The organism is Actinokineospora alba (assembly GCF_004362515.1).
GTDB classification, from domain to species: Bacteria; Actinomycetota; Actinomycetes; order Mycobacteriales; family Pseudonocardiaceae; genus Actinokineospora; species Actinokineospora alba.
In genome coordinates this window covers 6,987,070-7,009,401 of record NZ_SNXU01000001.1, presented here as the reverse complement: position 1 = coordinate 7,009,401, position 22,332 = coordinate 6,987,070, and the positions used below count along the sequence as shown (strand labels likewise).

At 69.6% G+C, this 22,332-nt stretch carries 13 protein-coding genes; 7 read left to right on the top strand and 6 right to left on the bottom strand.

Features of this window, described 5'->3' with window-relative positions; all coding sequences use genetic code 11:
• Positions 1 to 3: 3 nt before the first annotated feature.
• The 6 genes from C8E96_RS31545 (at position 4) to C8E96_RS31520 (ending at position 7,162) form a co-directional block, all read left to right on the top strand.
• On the top strand, positions 4 to 1,158 hold the full coding sequence (locus C8E96_RS31545) for a branched-chain amino acid ABC transporter permease (RefSeq protein WP_091381448.1): 1,155 nt from the start codon (positions 4 to 6) through the stop codon (positions 1,156 to 1,158).
• Complete coding sequence (locus C8E96_RS31540; protein WP_091381157.1) at positions 1,155 to 2,417, top strand: ABC transporter substrate-binding protein; 1,263 nt, start codon at positions 1,155 to 1,157, stop codon at positions 2,415 to 2,417. Before C8E96_RS31545 ends, C8E96_RS31540 begins: the two co-directional genes overlap by 4 nt.
• A gap of 18 nt (positions 2,418 to 2,435) precedes the next feature.
• The gene (locus C8E96_RS31535) at positions 2,436 to 3,977 is read left to right on the top strand and encodes an AMP-binding protein (RefSeq protein WP_091381154.1); all 1,542 of its coding nucleotides are present in this window, start codon (positions 2,436 to 2,438) and stop codon (positions 3,975 to 3,977) included.
• 103 nt (positions 3,978 to 4,080) lie between these two features.
• Entirely contained in the window at positions 4,081 to 4,941 is an 861-nt protein-coding gene (locus tag C8E96_RS31530; RefSeq protein WP_091381151.1) for a dienelactone hydrolase family protein, read from the top strand.
• A 71-nt stretch (positions 4,942 to 5,012) separates the two neighbouring features.
• Entirely contained in the window at positions 5,013 to 6,173 is a 1,161-nt protein-coding gene (locus C8E96_RS31525; protein ID WP_091381149.1) for a carboxylate-amine ligase, read from the top strand.
• Positions 6,173 to 7,162 carry an iron-containing redox enzyme family protein gene (locus tag C8E96_RS31520; protein ID WP_091381147.1) on the top strand — a complete coding sequence of 330 codons (990 nt, stop codon included), beginning with the start codon at positions 6,173 to 6,175 and terminating at the stop codon, positions 7,160 to 7,162. The genes C8E96_RS31525 and C8E96_RS31520 overlap by 1 nt, the downstream gene beginning before the upstream one ends.
• Here C8E96_RS31520 and C8E96_RS31515 read toward each other — a convergent pair.
• Genes C8E96_RS31515 through C8E96_RS31500 form a run of 4 tightly spaced genes read right to left on the bottom strand, consistent with a single transcriptional unit; the run spans position 7,146 to position 9,862 of the window.
• Positions 7,146 to 7,805, bottom strand: a complete 660-nt coding sequence (locus C8E96_RS31515; protein ID WP_091381144.1) for a HemK2/MTQ2 family protein methyltransferase — start codon at positions 7,803 to 7,805, stop codon at positions 7,146 to 7,148. The genes C8E96_RS31520 and C8E96_RS31515 overlap by 17 nt on opposite strands.
• Positions 7,806 to 7,835: 30 nt before the next feature.
• A complete protein-coding gene (locus C8E96_RS31510) occupies positions 7,836 to 8,021 on the bottom strand; it encodes a CDGSH iron-sulfur domain-containing protein (protein ID WP_091381140.1) in 186 nt (61 codons plus the stop codon).
• Positions 8,022 to 8,078: 57 nt separating this feature from the next.
• Positions 8,079 to 8,963 carry an NAD(P)-dependent oxidoreductase gene (locus C8E96_RS31505; protein WP_091381138.1) on the bottom strand — a complete coding sequence of 295 codons (885 nt, stop codon included), beginning with the start codon at positions 8,961 to 8,963 and terminating at the stop codon, positions 8,079 to 8,081.
• The gene (locus C8E96_RS31500) at positions 8,960 to 9,862 is read right to left on the bottom strand and encodes an NAD(P)-dependent oxidoreductase (protein ID WP_228770139.1); all 903 of its coding nucleotides are present in this window, start codon (positions 9,860 to 9,862) and stop codon (positions 8,960 to 8,962) included. Before C8E96_RS31500 ends, C8E96_RS31505 begins: the two co-directional genes overlap by 4 nt.
• A 90-nt stretch (positions 9,863 to 9,952) precedes the next feature.
• Here C8E96_RS31500 and C8E96_RS31495 point away from each other — a divergent pair, with 90 nt between their 5' ends.
• Positions 9,953 to 10,333, top strand: coding sequence for a winged helix-turn-helix transcriptional regulator (locus C8E96_RS31495; protein WP_091381134.1), 381 nt, complete (start codon positions 9,953 to 9,955; stop codon positions 10,331 to 10,333).
• 51 nt (positions 10,334 to 10,384) lie between these two features.
• Here C8E96_RS31495 and C8E96_RS31490 read toward each other — a convergent pair whose 3' ends face one another.
• Positions 10,385 to 20,959 carry a calcium-binding protein gene (locus tag C8E96_RS31490; RefSeq protein WP_091381122.1) on the bottom strand — a complete coding sequence of 3,525 codons (10,575 nt, stop codon included), beginning with the start codon at positions 20,957 to 20,959 and terminating at the stop codon, positions 10,385 to 10,387.
• 170 nt (positions 20,960 to 21,129) lie between these two features.
• Complete coding sequence (locus tag C8E96_RS31485) at positions 21,130 to 22,293, bottom strand: MFS transporter (protein WP_166658184.1); 1,164 nt, start codon at positions 22,291 to 22,293, stop codon at positions 21,130 to 21,132.
• Between the last annotated feature and the right edge of the window lie 39 nt (positions 22,294 to 22,332).

The window sequence follows — 22,332 nt, the reverse complement described above, 5'->3', positions numbered from 1 at the left end:
GTCATGGAAACCACGACACCCGCCCCTGTCGCGACTCCGCCTGCCCGGCGCTCCACGGCCAGGCCGATCCGGGCCGCCGCCTGGATCGCCCTGGTGGTCCTGCTGGCCGCGCTGCCGCTCTACATCGACACCGCCTGGCTCAAAGCCGGGCAGTACATGATGATCGGCGCGGTCGGCGCCATCGGACTGACCCTCCTCACCGGACAGGCGGGCCAGCTCTCCTTGGCCCACGCCTTCTTCCTGCTCGTCGGCGCCACCGGCTACACCGTCCTCTCCGGACCGACCGACGACGACCGGGTGATCGGCCTCGGACTCGACCCCGGCCTCGCCCTGATCGGCGCGGTGGTCATCTCGGCGCTCGTCGGCCTGGCGTTCGCCCCGGTCGCCGGACGGCTGCGGGGGATCTACCTCGGCGTCGCGTCACTGTCGCTGGTGTTCCTCGGGCTCTACTTCGGACAGTCGCTGGACGCGCTGACCGGCGGCACGTCGACCGGCCGCACCCCCGCGACCTTCGAGCTGTTCGGGTTCCCGTTCTCCAACGGCGGCCCCGAAATCGAGCTGATGGGCGTGCCGATCCGGGCGGCCGAACGGATCTGGTACCTGTTCCTGATCCTCACCGCGATCGCGTTCCTGCTCGCCCGCGGCGCCGTGCGCGGCCGGGTCGGCCGGTCGTGGCGGGCGGTGCGCGACAACGAGGCAGCCGCCACCGCGATGGGGGTCGGCGTGGCGCGGGCGAAAGCCGGTGCTTTCGCGGTCTCGTCGGCGTTCGCGGGCCTTGCCGGTGTGATGACCGTGCTCTGGTTCGACATCCTCAAACCCGACGAGAGCGAGTACGGCACCTACGGCATCAACGTGTCCATCGCCTTCCTCGCCATGGTGATCATCGGCGGGCTCGGCTCCGTTCCAGGTGCCGTGGTCGGCGCGCTCATCGTCCACGGGCTGCCACAGGCGCTCACCCTGTTCTCCGGCGACCTCGGCTGGTTCAGCGAGACCGGTGGCGGCGGCCTGACCCCGATCCTGGTCAGTTCCTTCATCTATGGCGCGGCGATCGTGGTCGTCGTGTTGTTCGAGCCCGGCGGTCTCGCGGCGATCGGCAGGCGGCTCACCGGCCTGTTCCGCGCACGACCACGTGAAATCACCCGAGAGGAAACGTCATGACCCGTTCTCCGTCGCGGACGACCGCCGCGGTCACGCTCGCGGCCGCGCTCGCCCTTTCCGCGTGCAGCACCAAGGCGGGCGGCTCCGGATCGTCCGGTTCGGACGCCGCCGGGGTGAAGTCCGGCATCGGCGTGACCGACGCCGAGATCACCCTGGGCGTGATGACCGACAAGACGGGTGTGTTCAAGAACCTCGGGCTCGGCATCACCCAGGGCAATGAGCTGTGGGCCAAGGACTTCAACGCCGAGGGCGGGGTCTGCGGGCGCAAGGTCAAGCTGGAGACCGTCGACCACGGCTACAAGGCCGACACCGCGAAGACGCTGTACCCGCAGATCGAGCCGAAGGTGCTCGGCTTCGTGCAGCTCCTCGGCTCGCCCGTGGTGGCCGCGCTGAAGCAGAACGTGCTGTCGGACAAGGTGGTCGTGACCCCGGCATCGTGGTCCTCGGAGCTGCTGGACAACCCGTACGTGATGATCGTCGGCACCACCTACGACGTCGAGATGATCGACGGCCTGTCCTACCTGCAGGAGCAGGGGATGGTCGCCGACGGCGACAAGGTCGGCCACATCTACATCGACGGCGAGTACGGCAAGAACGGCCTGCGCGGGTCCAAGCACTACGCCGAGCAGCACAAGCTCGAGGTCAAGGAGGTCAAGGTGACCTCCACCGACACCGACCTGACCAACATCGTCACCGGCCTCAAGGGCGAGGGCGTCAAGGCGATCCTGCTGACCACCTCGCCGACGCAGACCGGCTCGGTGGCGGCGGCGAACAAGGCGCTCGGGCTGAACGTGCCGCTGATGGGCAACAACCCCGTGTTCGACCCCGCGCTGCTGTCGAGCCCGGCCGCCGCGGCACTCGACAAGCTGTACCTCGTCGCCAGCGGCGTGCCGTTCTCGGCGGACATCCCGAAGGCCAAGGACGTCGCCGCCAAGTACAAGGCGGCCTACAAGGAGCCCGCCAACATCGGCGTCCCCTACGGCTACGCGGTCGGCGCGGTGTGGGGGTCGGTCCTGAAGAAGGCCTGCGAGAACAAGGACCTCACCCGCGAGGGCATCGCCAAGGCGCTCACCGAGACCGACTCGGCCTCGACCGACAACCTGATCGCGGATCTGGACTTCTCCAAGCCCGGCGCCCCGCCCACCCGCAAGGTTTATGTTGCGCAGATCGATGCGGCGGCAGAGGGTGGACTCAAGTACGTCAAGCCGCTGTTCCAGGCGCCGGACGCCGACAAGTACCAGGCTCCACACCAGAAGTAAGCCGAAGAGGAGAGTGTGATGCGGGTACCGATGACCGTCGGGGACTTCCTCGACCGGGCCGAACTGGGCTTCGCCGACAGCCCCGGCGTGGTCGACGAGCCGGACCAGCCCGGCCCACCGGTGCCCGACTCCACCTACGGCCGTCTCGGCGAGCGGGTCCGGGCCTGGCAGGCGGGCCTGGACGCGCTCGGCGTCGGCGAGGGCGAGCGGGTGGCGGTGGTCAGCCACAACTCGGCGCGGCTGCTGGAGCTGCTGTTCGCGGTGCCGATGAGCGGGCGGATCTGCGTGCCGGTCAACTTCCGGCTCAAGCCCGAGGAGATCGAGTACGTCGTCGGGCAGAGCGGCTCGTCGGTGCTGCTCGTCGACCCCGAACTCGACAGCGCGCTGTCCGGGGTCAAGGCCAACCATCGGTTCGTGCTCGGCGAGCAGACCGAGTCCGAGCTGATGCGCCCCGGCGTCGAGCCGCGCCCCTGGTCGAACCCCGACGAGGACGCCACGGCGACGATCAACTACACCTCCGGCACCACCGCCCGGCCCAAGGGCGTGCAGCTGACCCACCGCAACATCTGGGTCAACGGGCTCACCTTCGGCCTGCACACCCGCGCGTGGGAGCAGGACGTGTACATGCACACCCTGCCGATGTTCCACTGCAACGGCTGGGGAATGCCGTTCACCATGGCCGGGCTGGGCGCCAAGCAGATCGTCCTGCGCAAGGTCGACGGCACCGAGATCCTGCGCCGGGTCGACCAGCACGGGGTCACCCTGATGTGCGGCGCGCCCGCGGTGTGGAACGCGGTCCTCGACGCGGCGGCGACCTGGGAGGGCGAGATCCCCGGCCGCGACCGGGTGCGGATCGTCTGCGCGGGCGCCCCGCCGCCGAGCCGGACCATCCAGCGGGTGGGGGAGGAACTGGGCTGGGAGTTCACCCAGATCTACGGCCTCACCGAGACCTCGCCGCTGCTCACCTTCAACCGCTCCCAGCCCGCCGCCGCCGCCCTGCCCGCCGAGGAGCGCGCCCGGAAGCTGTCGCGGGCGGGCCTTCCGGCGCTGGGCGTGCAGCTCAAGGTGTCGGAGTCCGGGGAGGTGCTGGCGAAGTCGAACGTGGTGCTCGACGGGTACTGGGACAAGCCGGAGGAGACCGAGGCAGCGCTCAAGGACGGGTGGTTCCACACCGGCGACGGCGGCACGATCGACCCGGCCGACGGTCACCTGACGATCTCCGACCGGAAGAAGGACGTGATCATCACCGGCGGCGAGAACGTCTCGTCGATCGAGGTGGAGGACACGATCTTCAGCCACCCGGCGGTCGCCGAGGTCGCCGTCATCGGCGTCCCGCACGAGAAGTGGGGCGAGACGATCAAGGCGCTGGTGGTGCTCGCGGAGGGCGCGAGCGCGGAGGAGGCCGACATCATCGCCCACTGCAAGCAGCGGATGGCCGGTTACAAGGCGCCGACCAGCGTCGAGTTCCGCGACTCGATCCCGCGCACGGCCACGGGCAAGATCCAGAAGTTCAAGCTCCGGCAGCCGTACTGGTCGGGTCTGGACCGCGGGATCAACTGAACAACGTTGGTTGTCATTGATAACCGAGGACTACCGGCGGGTAACTACTTTTAAGTAAGTTGTGGCTCCGATCACAAAGTCACCCTGCGACTACGGAGCGGATATGTCACGACTGTTAAGAGTTGGTTCACTCGTCGCTCTCACCATGGCGCTGGTCGCCGCGCCCGCGGCGACCGCCGTCGAGGTCAATCCCTACGAGCGTGGGCCTGCCCCCACGGTCGCGAGCATCGAGGCGAGCCGCGGGTACTTCGCCACCGCGCAGCTCACCGTCTCGCGTTCGAGTGTCACCGGATTCGGCGGTGGGACCATCTACTACCCGACCGACACCAGCCAGGGCACGTTCGGCGCGGTGGCGGTCGTGCCTGGCTACACCGGAACCCAGTCGTCGGTGGCGTGGATAGGGCCTCGACTGGCTTCGCAGGGCTTCGTCGTGTTCGTCATCGACACGATCAGCATCTACGACTTCCCGCCGAGTCGCGGCACCCAACTGCTGGCGGCGTTGGACTACCTCACCGGGCAGAGCAGTGTCCGCGCCCGGGTCGACTCGACGAGACTCGCCGTGGCGGGGCACTCGATGGGCGGTGGCGGTTCCCTTGAGGCGGCCAACAAGCGGCCCACCCTGCAGGCCGCGATCCCGCTCGCGCCCTGGCACACCACCAAGAACTGGTCGAACGTGCGCGTGCCGACGTTCATCATCGCCGGGCAGAACGACACCGTCGCCTCACCCGCGAACCACGCGAAGCCGTTCTACGACTCCCTGGCGAGTGCGCCGGACAAGGCGTACATGGAACTCGCCGGGGCGAGCCACTACTTCCCGAACTCGCCGAACACCACCATGGCCAAGTACCTGATCTCGTGGTCGAAGCGGTTCATCGACAACGACGTTCGGTACGAGCAGTTCCTCTGCCCGCGGCCGACCGACTCGACCATCCTGCGGTACCTCGACACCTGCCCGCACTCCTGACCGAACCGGTGGCCCGGCCGCGCGCCGGGCCACCGAGTTTGGCGGCCTGACCTTGGGGGTAACACCGCGCCATGGCGCCCCGCGAGGAGTTCGGCGCGGCGGACGAGGACGCCGCCCGCACGACGCTGGGCGTCGAGGAGGAGTTCCTCCTTGTGGACACCGCTGGATCGCCGGTGGCGCGCGCCGAAGCCGTGCTCGCCCTCGTCCGGGCCGAGCCGGGGCCCACGCTGTGGCACGCCGAGCTGTTCCAGACCCAGGTGGAAGCCGCGACCGGGGTCTGCCGCTCGCTCGATGAGGTCGCCGCGCAGCTCGTCGCCGGTCGGCGGCTGCTCGCGCGGGCCGCGAGCACGCTGGGTGTCCGAGTGGTCGCCACAGGTGTGCCCCCGATGGGCGACATGCTGCCCGCGCGCACCGAGGGCGCCCGGTTCGCCGCGATCGAAGGTGTCCATACCGGACTCATCCGGGACTATCAGGCCTGTGGCTGCCATGTCCACGTCGGCGTGCCCGATCGGGAGACCGCGGTCGGCGTGCTCAATCACGTCGCGCCCTGGCTGCCCACGCTCCTCGCGCTGTCGGTGAACTCGCCGCTGCGCCACGGGCGGGACCAGGGCTATCAGAGCTGGCGGGCCGTCGAGCAGTCGCGGTTCCCCGGGTCGGGGCTGCCGCCGTGGTGCACGTCGGCGGCCGAGTACGACCGGGCGGTCGAACGGCTCGTCGACTGCGGCGTCCTGATCGACGACCGGATGACGTTCTGGTTCGCGCGCCTGTCCCCGCACCTGCCGACCGTGGAGTTCCGGGCCGCCGACACGACGGTCGAGGCGTGGGAATCGGTGCTGCAGGCGGCTTTGAGCCGCGCGCTGGTGCGCACGGCGGTCGAGGAGTTGGCGGTGGGCCGGGAAGGTCCGCGGCTGGACCCGCAGATGGCCGCCGCCGCGGTGTGGTCGGCGGCGAGGTACGGAGTGGACGGGCCCGCGGTGCACCCGGTCGACGGTGTCCTGGTGACCGGGCACCGGATGGTCGCCGAGCTGCTCGCCGAAGTGACTCCGGCGCTCGAGGACGCGGGCGACTTGGCCTTCGTGCGGGTCGCGTGGTCGCTGCTTCGCCTGCGTGGCACCGGAGCCGAGCTGCAGCGCGCCGCCGGGCCGGGGGCGGTCGTGGCGATGCTCGCCGACCGGCTGGTCGAAGGCGTGGACCTCGACGGTGTGGGTACTCAAGCCCTTGGGAGGACCTGATGACGAGCCCGACCCTGCCCGCCGCGCGCGGTGAACTCTCCGCGGCGGTCCGCGCCGCCATCCTCGGTGACGACCAGCCTCTGCCTACCTCCGTGACCGCCGACCCGTACGGCGAAGACCTGACTCTCGCGCTGCACCTCTGCTACGAGTTGCACTACCGCGGTTTCGCCGAAGGGCTGGGCGACCTGGAGTGGTCGCCTGAGCTGCTCCGGCTGCGCGGCGCAATGGAGCGCGTGTTCCTCGACGCCGTGCGCGCGGACGTCGCGGGCGGGTCCGATGTGTCCGGTGAGCTGGAGAAGCTGCTGGTCGAGACCGTGCCGGGGTCCGGCGTGTCGCACTTCCTGCGCGACCGGGGCGAAGCGTGGCACCTGCGGGAGTACTTCATCCACCGCTCCGTCTACCACCTCAAGGAAGCCGACCCGCACGCGTGGGTCATCCCCCGGCTGCGCGGCCGCGCGAAGGCCGCGCTCGTGGCGGTCGAGTTCGACGAGTTCGGCGGCGGCCGGGCCGAGCGGATGCACTCTCAGCTCTACGCCGACCTGCTCGCCGACGCCGGTCTGCACAACGGGTACTGGCACTACCTCGACCTCGTTCCCGCGCCCGCGATCGCCGTCGTCAACCTGATGTCGCTGTTCGGTCTGCACCGCGCCCGCCGAGGTGCCCTGGTCGGCCACTTCGCCGCCGCCGAGATCACCACCGCGCCCAGCGCGGGCAGGCTGGTCAAGGCGGTCGACCGGCTCGGGTTCGGGCCCGCCTGCCGGTTCTTCTTCAGCGAACACGTGGAAGCCGACGCGGTCCACGAGCAGGTCATGCGGGAGGACGTCATCGGCGGGCTGCTGGATGACGAACCGGAACTGGCGGCGGAGGTGGTGCTCGGCATTCAGGGCACGGAGCTGCTGGAGGCCCGGCTGGCCGATCACCTGCTGGCGTCGTGGCAGGCGGACCGGACGTCACTGCTGGTGGACCAGCGGATCAGCGCGGCTGGGTGACCCGGTCGGCGCGGATGACGACGAGTTCTTCGTGCCTGCGGCCCGGTGGTATCAGTCCCCGGCTTTCGAGCAGATCGACCCGCTGGTTCATCACCGGGCCGAACGGTTCGTCCTGACGGGCGACGATGGCGGCTTTGAGTCCGCCGCCGCGCAGCTGGTGCAGGGTGGTGTCGGCGTCGCAGAGTCCTGAGTGGACTACCAGCAGTGTTCCGTTCGGTGCCAGCAGGTCCGGTGCCAGGGCGCACAGGCGGTCAAGGATGGCCCGGCCGTTGTGGCCCGCGTCCCAGGCCCTGGCTCGGCCTCGGGGTCGGGCGGTGGAAGCGGGGACATAGGGGGGATTGGCGAGGATCAGGTCGAATCTGCGGCCCAGGGCCAAGTCCAGGGCATCGCCGTGTTCGACGAAGACGCGGGCGCGCCGGAGTCTGGCGTTGAGCCGGGCGGCGATCACGGCTCTCAGGCTGACGTCGGCGGCGGTGACGTGTCTGGCCCCGGCTCTGGCGGCGGCTATGGCTATGGCGCCGGTTCCGGTGCCGACGTCGAGAACGGTGCCACCGGGCGGGATCGCGGCCGCCTCGAAGGCGTCCAGCAGCAGCCTGGTGTCGGACTGTGGCCGGTAGACGCCCGGCGGTCGCAGTAGCAGCATGGGCGGCGAATACCCTGTGCCGCAACGGGTTTAAACCTCACGGACCTTCTTGCGGTGGCTGGCGTCGCAGAGCGGGTAGATGCTGCTTCTGCGGCAGGTGCACAGTGCGGTGACGAAGCGGTCCGAGTGGACCGTCCTGCCGTCCTCTGTGGTGAGTTCCACCGGCCCTTCGATGAGGACAGGGCCATCTCTGGTGGTGCGGACTCGTCTTTCCATTGGGAGAGGTTTCCCCGCCGCGGCCCGGTTCAACCGCGGCGGGGAAACCTCATGGGTTCATCGCGGGGCCCGGATACCGTCGATGATCCGGGTCCACGCCTCGGCGCCATGTCCATCACTGATCGCGCGGTGGTAGTGGGCTTGGACGGCGCGTGGCAGCGTGAGGTCGATGCCCGCGGATCGGCTGGCCGCCTCGATGTGGTCGGCGGTGGCACCCATCATGACGCTGTTGCCCACTTCGCCCGGGTGTTCGCCCGCGTCGATCCGGGCTCCGAGCGCCGCGACGCCGTCCTCGGCGATCATGTCGGGGATCGCGTGGAACAGCCGCATGACCTCGGGCAGGAACTCCTCAGCCGTGATGCCCGCCGAGCCGACGAGAGCGGTCGCGTGCACGAAGCCCGACAACGTGGTCAGGAAGACGTCGAGATGGGCCTGGTACATCAGCTGGGCCCGAGCGGGATCGTCGCCCAGGAAGCGCGGCTCACCGAGGTGGGCGAGTGTCGCGCGATGCGCGTCGAATGCCGCCACGTCGCCGCTGTAATACACATAGGCGAGGTCGGTGCCGAGCATGTGCGGGGGCACCATGACGCCGCCTGCCACGAACGACGCCGAGTGCGAGCGCGCCCACGCCGCCGCGTCACGCGTCTTGTCGGGGGTGTCGGAGCTGAGGTTGACCAGCGTCCGCCCGGCCAGGGCCGCCGTCGCGTCGCCGAGAATGTCCCACATCGCCTGGTAGTCGGTCAGGCTCAAGATCACCAGGTCGCCCGCCGCCACGGCGTCGGCGGGTGAGGCGGCCAGCCGGGCGCCGTCGGCGACGACGCCTTCGGCACGCGACGGCGTGCGGTTCCAGACCGTGACCGGGTGGCCCGCGGCGAGCAGGAGGCGGACCATGGCCTGGCCCATCGGGCCGAGCCCGATCACGGTGACCGGAATCGCGCTCATCGCCCCACCAGCTCTCCGGCCCGCAGGCTCTCGTAGACCCGGGCAAACCCTTCGGAGCCATGGCCTGCGGCGACCTGCCTATCGATCAGCGCCTGAACCGCGGCGATGGGAGCGGGATCGACGCCTTGGTCCTGGCTCGCCCGCACGATGTGCGACAGGTCGGAGAAGTCGAGGCTCTGCTGATTGGGGACGGTGTAGTCGCCCCCGTCGACGACGTCGGCGAAGCCCGCGAGTTCGCCGGTCATGGCGGCCAGGAACGGCGCCTGCCGGGCCGCGAAGTCGGCCGCGCTCATCCCGACCGAGCCGACCATCGCGGCGCCATGCAGGAATCCGGCGAACATCTGGTACATCCCCGACAGCATCGCCAGGTCCACCAGCGAGGCCCGGCCGGCGTCCTCGCCGTGGAACTCACTCGTGGCCCAGGTCTCGATGATCGGCAGCAGCGCGTCGTACGCCGTCCGAGAGCCGCTGTAGAAGATCTGACCCGCGCGGGAGCTGATCATGGCGGGCACGGCCATGATCGCGCCGTCGAGGTAGTCGACGCCGTGGTCGGCCGCCCAGGACGCGAGTTCGCGGGCTTCGTTCGGCGTCGTGGTGGTGACGTTGACCAGCGTCCGGCCGCGCAAGGCGTCGACGACCGGGTCGAGGGTCTCGTGCACCGAGTCGTGCTTGAGCAGGCAGGCGACGACCACCGGGCTCGCCGACACGGCCTCGCGGGCCGAGCCCGCGGTACGGGCTCCGCGGGCCACCAGGTCCGTGTCGCGGCCGGGGGTGCGGTTCCAGACGGTCACGGAATGACCGGCGTCGAGCAAAGCGGCGGCCAGCGCGCCGCCCATCGCGCCGAGGCCGAGCAGGGTGATATCGGTCGGGGGGTTCGGGTTTCGGTTGGTTTCAGCCACACCGATCATGTTGTGTGACGGCGTACCATCACGGAAGTACCCACTATTTACTGCGGTACTTACCTTTTGGTAAGTGAAGGGGAGGATCCGATGGCGAAAGCACCCCGCCTCGGGCCGTACATCTGCGGCATCGACGCCGCGCTCGACGTCGTCAGCGGCAAGTGGAAGGGCCTCATCCTGTGGGAGCTGCACTCCCACGGTGTCCGCCGGTTCGCCGAACTGCGCCGCGCGCTGCCCGGCGTCAGCGAGAAGATGCTGACCCAGCATCTGCGCCAAATGGAAGAGGACGAGCTCATCCACCGCACGGTCTACGCGGAAGTGCCGCCGAAGGTGGAGTACACGCTGACCGACGCGGGCGCGGCGCTCAATGAGGCGCTGCTACCGCTTGGCGAGTGGGGTCGTGACCGGATCCGGCGAAGTCGTCTTGAAGTCGTCGGCGACCCCCACACGTCCATGTCGGCGACGGCCTGACAAACACGAACCGCCCCACCTCGCGAGTGGGGCGGTTCGTGGTTCCGGTTGTCAGTCGACGCAGGAGACCGGTGAATCGAAGTGGCCCGGCGTGGTCGGGTAGGCCTTGCCGTTGCCGTGCACCTTCAAGTCCGCCGGATACACCAGCGCCAGTTCCCGGAACGCCGACGTTCCCGGGGTCACCGCGTCCGACACCGTCTGGCCCGCACCCGTGCCCCATGCGATCTTCTGCAGGAAGTTCTGCATCTCCGGGCTGAACTGGCGGACGTCGTTGTACCCGCCATAGGCCGCGTTGCAGTGGGTGTAGAGGTTGTACGCGCCCGACCAGTCCATCAGCCGGTCGCCCGGGTTCGGGCCGTTGCCCGCCACGTCGCCCTGCAGGACGTCGCGGTCCCAGCCGCCGTACTGCCAGTCGGTGCCCTGGTGGTGCTGGTTGTCGGCCAGTGTCACCAGGTTGTTCGGGTCGTCGTTGACCTTCTCCGTCATCTCGAACCAGCGGCACGGGTCGATCGCGCCGGAGCCGAGAGTCTGGGGCCAGGGGCCCGCCGCGCAGTTGCCCGGGTAGGCGCCGCGCGGGTTGAAGTCGAGGACGTCCGAGCCGACCGCTCCTTGCAGGGACGCCTGCGAGGTGCCGCCGACGCCGCCGAAGACGTGGTCGATGAACCGGTCGTTCGTGCCACGCGAATCGGCGTTGAACACACCGTTCACGAGGCAGTCCGGTGTCGCGGCGTTGACCACGGGGTCGCAGCCCTTGCCGCCCCACAGGACGTCCGCGCCGTCGCCGCCGAAGACCTCGTCGCCGCCGCTGTCGCCGTTGGCCAGGTCGTCGCCGAAGCCCGCGTGGATGTTGTCGTCACCCAGGCCGCCGCGGATCCGGTCGTCGCCACCTTCGGCGATGCCGTTGTGCGGCATGGCCGGGTCGCTCGGACCGCCGATGAACACGTCGCCGTCGACATCGTGGAGCAGGTCGACCCTGCGGTCGTACGCACCCGCCCGGAACCCGGTGTAGTTCTCCTGCGGCACCGAGTTCATCGAGATCGTGAAGCTGTCGGCGGCCACGTCGTCGGCGTTGAGGAACTCGTTGACCACACCGCCGCGGTCGCCGAGCATCGCGTCCCGACCGTCGTTGCCGAACATGGTGTCGTTGCCGAGTTCGCCGTACATGTCGTCGTCGTCCGCCGACCCGGTCATGGTGTCGTCGCCGTCCTGACCCCACATCCCGTCGTCGCCGTCGTTGCCGAACATGGTGTCGTTGCCGAAGGCGCCCACCGGTTCACACGTCGCCTGGGCGGTCGTGCAGAACCTGGTCGACGGACCCGGCAGCTCAGGATCGTGCGTGCGCGACACCGTCGCGTCCGCGGGCACCTGACCCGTGGCGTACCGCTCGGCGTAGACCTTCTCCGACATGGCACCGGCTTGGCCCTGCATGGTGCGGACCAGCGTGCCGTTGTCGCCGAGCTGCACGTCGTCGGAACCGTTGCCCTCGAAGGCGTCGCCGCCGTCGCGGAACCCGACCGCCGCGCTGCCGCCGACCATGTCGTCCTGGCCGGACGTCGTGTCGGTGCCTTCCAGCTCGTCGACCGCGCTCGCCGCTCCCGGCCAGCCCGGGTCGGTCAACGGCACCGAGGTGGTCTCGGTCGACGGCTCGGACAGCATCCGGTCGCCGCGCAGCATGTCGTTGCCGCCGTTGCCTTCCAGGTAGTCGGCCTGGCCGCCGCCGGAGAGGAAGTCCCCGCCGTCCTGGCCCCACAGCACGTCCACACCGGACCCACCGGACACCCGGTCGTCGCCGAACCGGTCGCCTGCGGGCGCGTTGAGCACGCCGCCGTTGTCCAGGTCGTAGCGCTGGATGATCCGCCCGGTGATCGGGTTGCCGCCCGCCGTGGCCAGCCGCTGGGTCGCCCTGGTCGGGACCTCACCGGCCGCGGGCCGCAGCACGACACCGTTGTCGCCGATGCCGATGTCGTCACCGGGGCCGCCGTAGAGAGCGTCCGCGGCGTCCTGCTGACCGGAGGTCGTGGCACCGGAACCTGAGAGCGGAGTGCTGCTGCCGCCGACGAGGTCGTCGTTGCCGCTGTCGCCCTCGATCCAGTCGACCCCCTGGTTGCCCTCGACATAGTCGTCGTGGGCGTTGCCCTGGAGCCGGTCCGGACCGCCCTGCCCGAGCAGGACGTCGGTGCCGTCGTCGCCGAAGACCTCGTCACCGCCGGAGGAGTCGGCGTGCGGGGTGAGGCCGAGGTCCAGGAGCACGATCGCCCGGCCGGTCATCCCGCGTTCCTGGGTGAGCCTGCTCGGCGGCCCGAAGCGGACCAGTGAACCGTTGTCACCCAAAGCCAAGTCCTGTTCCGCGTTGCCGTGGATCAGGTCGCCGACGTCCGGTTGTCCGACGCCCGGCGCCTCCTCCGTCGAGCTGCCGCCGACCAGGTCGTCCTGGCCGCCGTTGCCCGAGATTGTGTCGCGCGCCGGTCCGCCCTCGGCGTAGTCGTCAGCGTCGTCGCCCGCGATCGCGTCTTCGCCGCCCTGGCCGGAGATCACGTCCTGGTCGCCGCCGCCGTTGATCACGTCGCCGCCGGAGGTGCCGGCGGTCGGCGCGTAGCCGAGGTCGAGCAGCTCGACCTTGTGCGCCTTGGCGAACTGCCTGCCCAGCGTGATCGGCGACGCCTGCGTTCCGTCCACAAGGGACAGGACCGCGTTGTCACCGGTGATCAGGTCGGGACCGCCGTCACCGAAGAGCTTGTCGCCGACGTCCGGCCTGCCCACCTTGTGGTTGTCCACAGTGGACGCCACTTCGGCGCTGCCGCCGACCACCCGGTCCTCGCCGCCGTCGCCGTGGATGACGTCGTCGGCGTTGTTGCCTTCCAGGTAGTCGTTGTTCGCCCCGCCGGACACCTCGTCGTGCGCCAGGCCGCCGAAGCCCCGGTCGTCGGCGTCGCCGCCGAAGATGAAGTCCGGACCACCGGCCGCCGCGTTGGCGCCGTCGAGGTCGAACGGCCCGCCGGTGCCCGCGACCGCGTCGCCGCTGCCGTTGTCGCCGATGAGCAGGTCGTTCTCGGCGTCACCGTAGAGGTGGTCGCCACCGCTGTCGGGCTCACCGGCCTTGCGGGTGCCGCCGACGACCACATCGGAACCGCCGCCGCCGAAGGCGTGGTCGGAGCCGTTGTTGCCCTCGATGAAGTCGTTCTGCGTGCCGCCATAGAGGGAGTCGTCGTCATCGTTGCCGTAGACCGAGTCGCTGCCCGAGTCGCCGTAGGCGGTGTCCTTTCCGTGCCCGCCGTACAGCTTGTCGTTGTCGTTGCCGCCCGCGATCACGTCGTCGTCGCGCTGCCCGCAGCCGAGGTCGGCGTTGGACCGCAGGTCGACCTGGTCGGCCTTGCCACCCGCCGCGGCCGTCTCGACACCGGCGCCGCCGGTCATCAGGTCACGGCCGTCCTGGCTGTCCTCCGGCTCCGCCGGTGGCTTGGACTCCGGGTCGTTGCTCGGTGGCGCGCACGGGTTCGCGTGCTTGTCGCCGAACATCTCGGCTCCGCCGTCGCCGCCGATCACGTGGTCGTTGCCGTAGCCGCCGACCAGCAGCTTCGACTGCGGAGCCACGTTCGCGGGCAGCGTCCGGTGGTTGACCGACCGCTCCGGCCCGAACACACCGGTGCTGGTCTCGGCGCCGACATCGGACGGCTCGGCGATGACGTAGTCGTCACCGGGTCCGCCGTAGACCTTGTCCTTGCCGAAACCGCCGGTGAGGACGTCCTTGTTGCCGCCACCGCGGATGTCGTCGACCTGGCTGAGCAGCGACCCGCCGGTGACGAAGTCGAAGCCCTGGCTGCCGAACACGGTGTCCGACCCCGTGCCGGTGTTGACGGTGTTGGTCGCGTCGACGATCTTGCCTTCGACGACCGTCTTGTCCGGGTGACCCGGTTCGTCCACGCCGGTGTCGTCGGCGGGTACGCCGAGCTTCTGCCCGGTGTAGATGACGTCGCCGCCCGAGCCGCCGGAGATCCGGTCGCTGCCGTGGCCGCCGATGATGATGTTCTTCTGCGCCACGTACTGCGACTTGCCCGGGTTGTTCGCGGCCAGCGGGCTGTCGGCGCCCACACCGATGACGTCGTCGCCGTCGCCACCGTTGACGGTGTTCTCGCCGAGGCCCACGGCGATGCGGTCGATGCCGCCGCCGCCGTTGACCGTGTTGCCCGCGCCGCCGACGGTGATCGTGTCGTCCTCGCCGTCACCGTTGACCGTCACCGATCCCTTGCCGCCGAACGCGCTGTGCACGTCGCCGGTGGTGATCTGGTCCTTGCCCGGGCCGCCGTTGATGGTGGCCTTGCCGATGCTGGTCTTGACCGAGTCGTCGCCGCTGCCGCCGGTGAGTTCGACTTCCTTGTCGAACGGCTTGGCCTCGGCGGCCTTGTCCTGGCCCGCCTCGCTCTTGTCGGCGTCACCCTGGAAGACGAAGATCCGCTTCCCGGTGTCGCCCGTGGCGTTGCCGGACACCTTGGTCAGGTTGGGGTCGAGGTGTTCCTCGCGGAATCCGAGCGCGCTCACCGCGAAGCCCCGGAACGACCCGTCCTTGTTGACCAGCTGGGTGACCGTCCACTTCTCCTCGGCCGTGCGGTCCTTCCACGCGGCGTCGCCACGTTCGGACGTCCGACTGCCGACATTGAGGAGCAGCGTCGTGCCGCTTGGATCGGCCAGGTTCGGTGGTGGCGGTGTGCAGTTCGGTTTCACCGAGAAGTCGAGCAAGGTGATGTCGGCCAGGGTGAAGTCGAACGACACGCTGAACGGGGAGAACCCGAGGGTGATGTAGACCTTCAGGAACAGGCTCAGCCGTCCGTCCATGTTGAACAGACACATCGGGTTCTGCAGTGCCAGCTTGGAGAACTCGAAGAACCGGAACTTGCCGTCGTTGTTCGGGTCCGCCCAGCTCAGGCTGATGGTCAGCGCCACACCGCCCTTGATGCCCACCTCGATGAGCACGACGCTCACCGCGGCGCCCGCGGCCAGCTCACCGCGGAAGGTGACCACCGGCAGCGGCTTGCCCGCGTCGTCGACGGTCTCCAGGTAGATGGAGTCGAGGATCGTCACCGGGATGTCCCGGCCCGCCTGCACCGCCTCCACGGCCTTGCGGATGCCATAGGTGTCGAAGCCCGCGCGGAACCGCGCCTCCACCGACGCGCTGCCGGAGATGTTCACCAGCACCGGCGGCGGGGCGTAGACCGGGCCGAAGGACTGGCTGTAGGAGAACGCCAGGCGCAGCGGGCCGGAGTCGAACTTGATCAGGTCAACGTCCTGGCCCATGATCAGGCCGAACAGCTTCGTGGGGTCGCTGAGGACCGGGAAGCTGAAGCCCGCCTTGCCGCCCGCCTTGTCCGCGCCGAGCACGTCCTCGCCGCTGCCCGCCAGGTCGATCCGGCTTGCCAGATCACCGGGTACGGGCGTGCTGCCGCTGATGAGCGAGGCGGCGTTGTCCGGGGAGTTCACCGTCGTCTTGGCTGCTTCCCCGTTGACGGTGAAGTCGCCGATCTCGACGTCGCCGCCGCTCTGGGCGAGCTTGTTCACCAACTGGATCGTCTGCAGGATCCGGTCGACGAACTCGAGGTCCGGCCCGCCCGCGATCGTGCTGAACGACTTGGCGATGGTGACCAGGTTGACGTCACCGCCGCCGACGGCACGTGAGAGGTCCGACAGCACCGGGATCGGGGCGTAGAGCTGGTCGATCACCGGCTGGATCGGCTTGGTGAACAGCGCGATCTTCTCCGCGATCGGCTTGAGGACCGAGCCGAGGAAATCGCCCGCGTTCAGCGTGACCTTCTTGAACGCGATGTTCGGTGTGCCCTCGCCGGGTTTCTGCCCCAGCTTCCATTCCCAGTCCAGGTGGAACCAGCCGGAGATGCCGGGCAGGGCGGAGTCGGCACTGACCTTGAAGTCCCAGTCGATGCCGACCTTGGCCGCGAGCGAGACGTCGGTGACCGCGTCGAGGTCGGCGAGGTCGGCCAGGGCGATGCGGTCGTCGTTGGTTCCCGGGCAGCCCTTGACGCAGCTCGGGCCGCCCTTCTTGTGCAGGTCGACGAAGAACGTCCCGGTGAACAGGTCCGTCACGCCGCCGGGGTGCTGCTTGACGTCGACTTCCAGGAAGGCCAGTTGCGCCTTCATCGCCTCAGGCAGGGTGAAGCTGAGCTTCACGCCCAGTTCGGGCAGCGTCGCGTCCTGGGTGGCGACGAAGAAGCCGCTGGCCTTGTCCACGCCGACCTTGACGTGCAGCCGGTAGGCCAGGTTCGCGGTGACCCCGGTGCGCTTGCCCGGGTCGGCGGCCTCACGCAGGGACAGGCCAGGGATGCCGATGTCCAGCGGCCTGCTCAGGCCAGGCAGTTCCTTGGTGCACGGGTCGCCAGGCACGATCTTGTTCGCGCACACGTCGAAGGTGAAGGTGGCGCCCGTGATGTCCTGCAGCGCGGCGCCGTCCGGGCAGTCGGCCAGCTTCGGGTTGGTCGTCGCGGGCACGTAGTTCGCACCCGCCGGGGTGACGACCTTGTCGTCGTGGCTGGTCGCGTCCTTGCCCAGTTCGGCGACGACCTTCCAGCTGGCCGGGTTGTTGAAGTCGGCCAGTCGGATGATCTTGTATCCGGTCGCGTACTGCGACTTCACCCACGTGAGCCGGTTGAAGTTCGAGTCGCTGATGGTGGCGTTGCCGTCGAGCACCTCGATCAGTGCCGGTGGCGCGTCCTGGCCCTGTGCGGTGGCCACGACGCCGTAGCGGTACTTGGTGGTGCCCTTGGTGCCCTGCGCCGACGCGGTCGGCGAGGTCGCGGGCTGCAGTACCGCCTCACACTTGAACCCGACCGTGAGCGTGTCACCGACGGCGGGCTTGAGGTGGTTGTTGACCCAGTTGGTCAGTTCGGTGGTGTTGGCGACCCGACCACCGCCCGGAATCTGCTTCATCGCCTCCTGGATCTTGGCGCGCAGCTTGCCGAACTCGTCGGCTCCCTGCTGGATGTCGTCGCCGACCAGCGGCAGCTTGCCGTCGAACGCGGCCAGCCGCAGGGCCGCCTCGATCATCGCCAGGTATTTCTCCATGCCGTCGCCGAACTGGGAGAAGTCCAGCAACGCCTTGGCGATCTCCTCTGCGAGATTGGAGGGCATGTCGAAGCGCTTGACTCCGCCCGGCAGGTCGGGGGTGAACGCGAAGGCGTCGGCCAGGTTCCCGGTGCGCGGCAGGCGCACGATGAACGAGTCGGAGGGCGCGGACAGCTTGTTCCAGTTGACGTTGTTCGCGCTGACGTAGACCGGCATGACCGCGCACAACGCGAGGTCGGTCCCGGCCGCCGGGTCGCCCGCGCAGGTGACCGGCTTGTTGTCGCCGTTGAGGGTCAGCGACACGTTCTTCACGAAGTCCGACAGCGGGACCGGTGTGGTGCCACCGGGTCCGTAGCCGAGGTGGGCGTTGTAGTGCGCCTTGGCGACCGCCCGCTCGGGCCCGGCGGGGTTGCCGAGCGCGATGGACAGCGGGCCGATCGAGGACTTGACCACCCCGGTGATCCCGCCGTCCGCGGTGAGGTCCACAGTGGAATCCGGTAGCACGGACAGCCCGGCGGCGTCGGCCGGGCCCGCGCCCGCGGCCAGCGGAAGCACGAAGCCGATCTTGGTGGAGCCGGTGAGCGCCAGGTTCGCGGTCGCTTCACCCTCGGCGGCGACCAGCGACCGGCCGGTGCCCAGGTTGTCGGTGAAGGAGAACCGGACCGGCTGCGAAGTCGCGACCTTCCGCTTCATGTCGACGTTGAGCACGATCGACGGCGTGGTGCCGACAACCTTGTAGGCGAAGGAGATCCCGCTGCCCTCGGGCAGCGCGTCGTTCAGCACGGTGACGAGGTCCTGCAGGTAGTCCGGGGGAGCGGCGGTCAGCTTGTCGACCGCGTCCTCCAGCGGGCTGCGGAAGGTGTACGCGGTGCCCTTCGCGGGTGCCGTTGCCCACGGCTGGGTGAGCAGCAGGCGCTTGTTGCCGGTGTCGGCGAGCGCCACGATCATGGGCTGGGTGCCGACGAGCACGGCCCGGCCTTCGAGGTCGTCGGTGAACGCGGTGGCGCCCTCGCGGCTGGTGTCGGTGATGACGCCGAGGGTGGTGCCGTTGAAGGTCTCGTTGCTGTAGGAGACGGTGGGACCGCCGCCGGTCTCGGCGCTGCCCAGCAGGTCCGAGAGCGACTTGCCGACGATCGGCAGCGGCGTGGTCAGCGCGGACTTCACCGCGCCGTCGCCGTCGACGACCTTCAGTGAGCTGTTGAGGACCTGCAGCGCCTTGATGATCTGGCCGAACATGGCGCGCGGGTTGTTCGGGTCGAAGTCGAACGCCTTGGCCTTGTCGAGCGCGTCGAGGCCGGTGAACTGCACGGTCGCCGGGTCGGTGATGTCGGGCATGGTGATGCCGACGCTGACCGGGCCGCCGAAGAAGTCGGTGATGCCGGGGACGTCGAGCGAGACCGTGGCGCTCGCCTTGCCGCCGACGGCGATCGTGAGCAGGTTCTCCGGCTCCTTGGCCGGGGTGGACAGGTCGTCGACGAGCTTCGGGAAGACCTGCGACAGCGGCAGGTCGCCGTCGGCGTCGCCGACCTTCTTCAGGCCCACCGTGAGCATGTTCGCCGAACCGTCCTTCTTGGACAGCTTCAGCTCGCCGGACAGGTGCACCTTGAGGTAGCCGACGCTGCCGTTGACGTCGATCGCGGTGTCGACCGGGGCGTCGGCCTTGAGCAGGTCTCCGCCGGTGCGCAGCAGGAACCGGTCCGGCGTGCGGGGCAGGCTCGACACCAGGGTCGTGGTGCCGTCGGGGTTCTTGTCGGCGAACGGGCAGCCGCCCGCGGCCGCGTCGGGGTCGAGCGGCTTGCAGGCGTCGCCCTTGATCGGGTCGCGCAGGTCGAGGACCAGCGTGGCCTTGGCCTCGTAGCTCGGCTTCACCGTGGCCTTCGCGGTGAGCGCGTTGGCGTCGCGCAAACCCTTGCCGCTGAAGAGATCGCCGAAGGAGACCTGGCCGATCATCGGGTCCGGTGAGGTGATCTTGTAGGCCGCGCCCGGTGCGGGCGTGCCGCCGATCCAGGCCTCTTCGAGCGTGAGCTCGTCGACGGTGTTGGACTTCACCACGCCCTGGGACGTGCCCGCGGAGACGATGCGGCCCTTGAAGAAGTCGACCGCCCAGTCCTTGCCCTTGTTGAGGTGCTTGAGCTTGTTCGCCTCGTAGGAGACGTTCGAGCCCTGTCCGGAGGTGAGCGCGGACTGCGCGTTGAGCTGCGCCGGGTCGGTGGGCGCGTCCTGCTTCATGGTCAGGGTGAACTCGAGCTTCTTGGTGGTGTCGTGGAACGCCACCCCGGTCACCGTGATCGGCCCGACGTTGAGCAGCTTGAACATCTCCTGCACGGAGGTGAACTTCGGCAGGCCCGCCTTGGCCTTGTCCTCCTCGGGCTTGAACACGTTGGCTTCGACGAAGCTCGCCAGCACGCCGCTCGCCTTGACCGCGTCGGCCAAGGTGCCACGCATGAAGGGCAGGTTCACGTTGCCGATCGGCTTCGCGGCGTCGCCCCACTGGGCGCGCTGGATGGCCTCGATCGAACTCGCCAGGTGGCTCAGGCCCTCGACCAGGTCGCGCGGGCTCAGCGTGGTGAACCGGGTCAGCTGCGCCAGGTCCGGGCCGGTGACGCTCACGGTGGGGGAGCCGGTGGCGATGTCGGGCCACAGCACGTTCACGGTGCCGCTGATGCCGCCGACGGCGGTGCCCGCGAGCGGCTGCGCGGTGAAGGCGAGGGCCACGTCGACCTTGCCCGCCGGGGCGGCGAGTCCGATGTGGAACAGCCCGGCCGCCGCGCCCGCGGTGGCCAGTTCCGCCGTGCCGGTGCCGACGGTGGGCGGGCTCAGCGCGAGCCTGCCGTCGCCGTCCGGGTCGTCGGCGGAGACCGTCATGTTGGCTTCGACGGTGATGTGGGACGCGGCCTTGTTCAGGTCGACGCCGAGGATGCCGAACCCGGCGGTGGGCAGCTCGACGGGGTCGAACGCCCCCTTCGCGCCCACGGTGAACTTCGGCGACGCGCCGTCCTTGACCACGTAGAACCAGTCGCGGGGGGCGTCGTAGGCGAAGTGCAGGGTCGCGTCGAGGGTGAAGGTGACGTCCACCGCGCCGGAGGTCGAGACGGTGACCTCGGGGCTCGCGCTGGCGACGCTGATCGGCTGCTTGTCGGCGACGGTCGTCAGGTGCAGGGTCGCGTCGACCCGCTTGACGCCCGCGACGTCGCTGGTCGTGACCGTCAGGGTGCCGGGCCGCCCGCCCCCGAGCGGGTACGTGCCCGCGAGGTCGGCGAAGGTTTCCTTGTCCTTGAGGGGTTTGTGCACGGTCTCGGCGATGAGGTCGTCGAGACCCAGTGCCGCACCGGGGCTCACGCCGACGACCGGCAGCGCCTCGCCGAACTTGCCCACGGTCTTCAGCGCTTTGCTGAAGTCGGCGAACGCGCTGATCCCGTTGACCAGCTTGGTCACGTGCGCTTCCTGCGCGGTCGCGACCGGTGGCGTCGCGAACAGCCCGAAGAGGGCCAGTGCGACGCTGGTCAGCGCGGCGGTGGCCCGCCGTCCGGTGGATCGACGAGTCTTCTTGGTGACCAGCATGGCCAGACCGCCCCTCGACGACAGCGTCCCCCGACGCCTGCTGTCAAAGTTGGTAATTCGGCTCCCGCGCAGTGACCCGATTCGGCACCAAGTCACCAAGCCGGTAGTCGCCCGCTTGGAGGAGCCCGTTACGGAGGGGCTGTTCAGCCGGTGTCATTCACCCGAATGGGCTATACCTGGGTCGGCTTCGTCGCTTTGTGTCGTAGGAGCGTGACTGTCCACGCGCACCCCAGCAGCGCGACGCCCGCCGCGACACCGAAAGCCCACGGGATGCCCGCCGAACGGGCCACGAGCCCGAGCAGGATCGGGCCGCCGCCGAGTCCGAGGTCGAGGAACGCGCTCGCGGTGCCCGCCGCGGCTCCCCGATCACCTGGTCCGGCGGTCGCGAAGATCGCAGAGAAGAAGGCTGGGGTGCTGAACGTGATGCCCAAGGCCATCAGCGCCGCGCCGGTGATGAGGCCGACCGGCGTCGTCGAGAGCGCCATGGTCGACAAGCCCGCCGCGACGACGACCAGTGCGGCCGCCGCGAGCCGCAGCGAGGGCAGCCGGTCCGGCACCTTGGCGAACACGACCCGGCAGACCACGACGACCGCGCCGTAGACGAACAGGGGCAGGCTGGTGGCCGCCAGTCCGACCTCGACCGCGTGCAGCGAGACGAACGCGAGGAAGCCGCTCATCGCGATGACGGAGGTGCAGAAACCGATGCCGGGGGCGAGTGCGCTGCGGTGGATGAGGTGCACGGGTCCGCTGTCAGGCTCGGTCGGTGCGCGCGTCTCGCCGATGCCGAGAACGACGAGCGCACTCAGCCCCACGACTACCGCCGCGCCCATCCAGGCGACCGTGAAATTCCCGTGCTCCAACAGGAGTTCGCCCAGCGGGGGACCGAGCGCGAGACCCAGATAGAGGCCCAGCGAGTTGTAGCTGATCGCCTCGCCCATCCGGCTCGGCGGCGCCAGGTCGGCCAGCGCGGCGAAGCCCGCCACGACGAACGCGGCCTCGGCGACCCCGAGTAGCAGGCGCAGCGCCACGACCATCGGCAGGGAGTCGACCAGCGGTGTGAGCGCCAGCGCGATCGCGGCCAACAGGGCCCCGCCGACGAGCGGCACCCGCCTGCCGATCCGGTCGGAAAGGCGCCCGGCGAACGGACGCAGGATGAGCGAGGAGACGGCGAACGCCCCGAACGCGAGGCCTGCGCCCGCGGTGTCCGACCCGACCGGTCCGGTGACGTAGAGCGGCAACGTGTAGATGGCCACGCCGACGGCGGTGAAGTAGCCCAGGTCGGCGATGCCGAGCAGCACGAAGGCCGGGGTGAACAGGCGCGCGGTGGTCGTCACCGGTCCAGGTTGGACTGTGTAGGGCCGGAGCGGAATGGG